The sequence below is a fragment of the Staphylococcus sp. EG-SA-2 genome (genome assembly GCF_017152085.1).
Genome location: NZ_JACYHC010000679.1, coordinates 1 through 2,013, shown reverse-complemented (window position 1 = coordinate 2,013; position 2,013 = coordinate 1). Strand labels below are relative to the sequence as shown.

Below are 2,013 nucleotides of genomic sequence, written 5' to 3'. Positions count from 1 at the left end.
CTGAAGTGTTGTTTAAGTACGCAAAAACAAAAATGCTTGTCACTAAAATCTATATGTTTTAATGACAAGCTTATTTTCATTCAGTTAACGACTGCTAATATGACATTGTAGAGTATAGGACGTTGATTTATGTCCTAGACACGGCTAATCAATCGTAATACGTTAAATTTTATTGTGTGTACAAGTATGAACCTAAGTCACATAGTGATTTCAAGATGCATGACTAAATACCAAGTTTTATTAAAAATGTGCTATATGATGAATTAAAAATGGAAGGTTGCGATCGATAAACACATCGGCTGTCTCTTGACTCGTGTTAAACCAATGTAATGCTAAGCCTGAGATACCAGCTGCTAAAAAACTCGCACTATTTACAATGATATCTCGTTGATGCTCCGGATAGCTGTTTTCTAACATAATCGCAAAAATATCTTCTAATTCATTATTAATACGTTGATGTGCTTTGTTGCAAAATGCTTCACTATTTAATTCGCAAGACTTTGCAGCATCTTTGATATAACTCGCAATTGAAATGAAAATATTACGCAGCACCTTTTCATTAATGACATTAGAAATGCTCAAGTTATCATTCAAGTCTTTTAAAATGGTTACAGATAATGTGTAGTCTAGGAGGTCTTCTTTATCAGTGAAATGAGCGTAAAATGTTGCACGATTTAGCGTAGCAATATCAGTGATATCTTTAACTGTAATTTGAGATAATTTCTTTTCTCTAGAAATTTTAAGAAAAGCATCGACAAGCAATTGTTTGGTTCTAACGATTCTTGGATCTATGGATTTACTTTCCATCATTTGTTCACTACCTAACATCTGTTGTTTTAACACTTATTATCAGTATCTTCTATTATATTGTCAATTGTGTTGATGATATGTAAGTGTTGATACGCTCCTAACAAATAATGTACCTTTTTGGTAAGCATTTGAATGTCTTTCTTCTATTGTATTAATGGATTTTAAAAATGAAGATAAAATAAAAGTGTATTGTAACAATATGTTTGAAAAATTGCCAATTTCTTTATCTAAAAATTCAGAATTTTGCGATATACTATTTTTCATAGTCTTGAGTTATAGATGTTACTGCTAGCCTAAATATAACAACATCGGCATGCACATCTTAGAATTTAAGCTAGTGGCAGCTTATAACTTAAGGCTCTTTATTATTTGCATAAAGATGTATATACATAAATGGAAGGATGATATTATGACATCAATTAAAACAATTACACCCAAAGATTTTATATTTAGAGTTTTATCAGGTGTCGCCATAGGTATTGTTGCGGGTTTAGTTCCTAATGCGATACTTGGAGAAATTTTTAAATACTTTATGGATTATCATCCGATTTTTAAAACGTTATTAGGCGTTGTCGTTGCAATTCAATTTACAGTACCTGCTTTGATTGGTGCATTGGTTGCCATGAAATTTGACCTATCGCCATTAGCAATTGCTGTTGTGGCAAGTGCAGCATATGTAGGAAGCGGTGCAGCGCAGTTTAAAAATGGTGCTTGGATGATTACGGGTATTGGTGATTTAATTAATACAATGATTACAGCAGCGATTGCAGTGTTGTTCATTTTACTTATTCAACATCGTGTAGGTAGTATGGCATTGATTGTATTCCCAACAGTTGTTGGCGGTATTTCAGGTGCAATTGGTGTTTTAATATTGCCGTATACGAAAATGATTACAACAGCCATCGGTAATATGGTTAATGGTTTTACAGAATTACAACCGATTGTCATGAGTATTTTGATTTCAATGGTATTTAGTCTTATTATTATTTCGCCACTATCAACTGTGGCCATTGCCTTTGCGATAGGTATTACAGGTTTAGCAGCTGGATCAGCGTCAATTGGTATCTCCGCGACTGAAGCAGTATTGATAATTGGTACAAGTAAAGTGAATCGTTTAGGGGTGCCGTTATCCGTCTTCTTTGGAGGCGTTAAAATGATGATACCTAATATGGTGAAATATCCAATTCTTATGTTACCAATATT

At 33.1% G+C, this 2,013-nt stretch carries 3 protein-coding genes; 2 read left to right on the top strand and 1 reads right to left on the bottom strand.

The window, feature by feature from the left end; genetic code table 11:
* Nucleotides 1-240 precede the first annotated feature (240 nt).
* On the bottom strand, nucleotides 241-810 hold the full coding sequence (locus IDG60_RS12275) for a TetR/AcrR family transcriptional regulator (protein WP_001789900.1): 570 nt from the start codon (nucleotides 808-810) through the stop codon (nucleotides 241-243).
* A 154-nt stretch (nucleotides 811-964) separates the two neighbouring features.
* Between IDG60_RS12275 and IDG60_RS12270 the strand changes: the two genes are divergently transcribed.
* Entirely contained in the window at nucleotides 965-1,102 is a 138-nt protein-coding gene (locus IDG60_RS12270) for a hypothetical protein (RefSeq protein WP_031893178.1), read from the top strand.
* A 117-nt stretch (nucleotides 1,103-1,219) separates the two neighbouring features.
* A partial coding sequence (locus tag IDG60_RS12265) for a PTS sugar transporter subunit IIC (protein WP_206160749.1) occupies nucleotides 1,220-2,013 on the top strand: 794 nt, incomplete at its 3' end.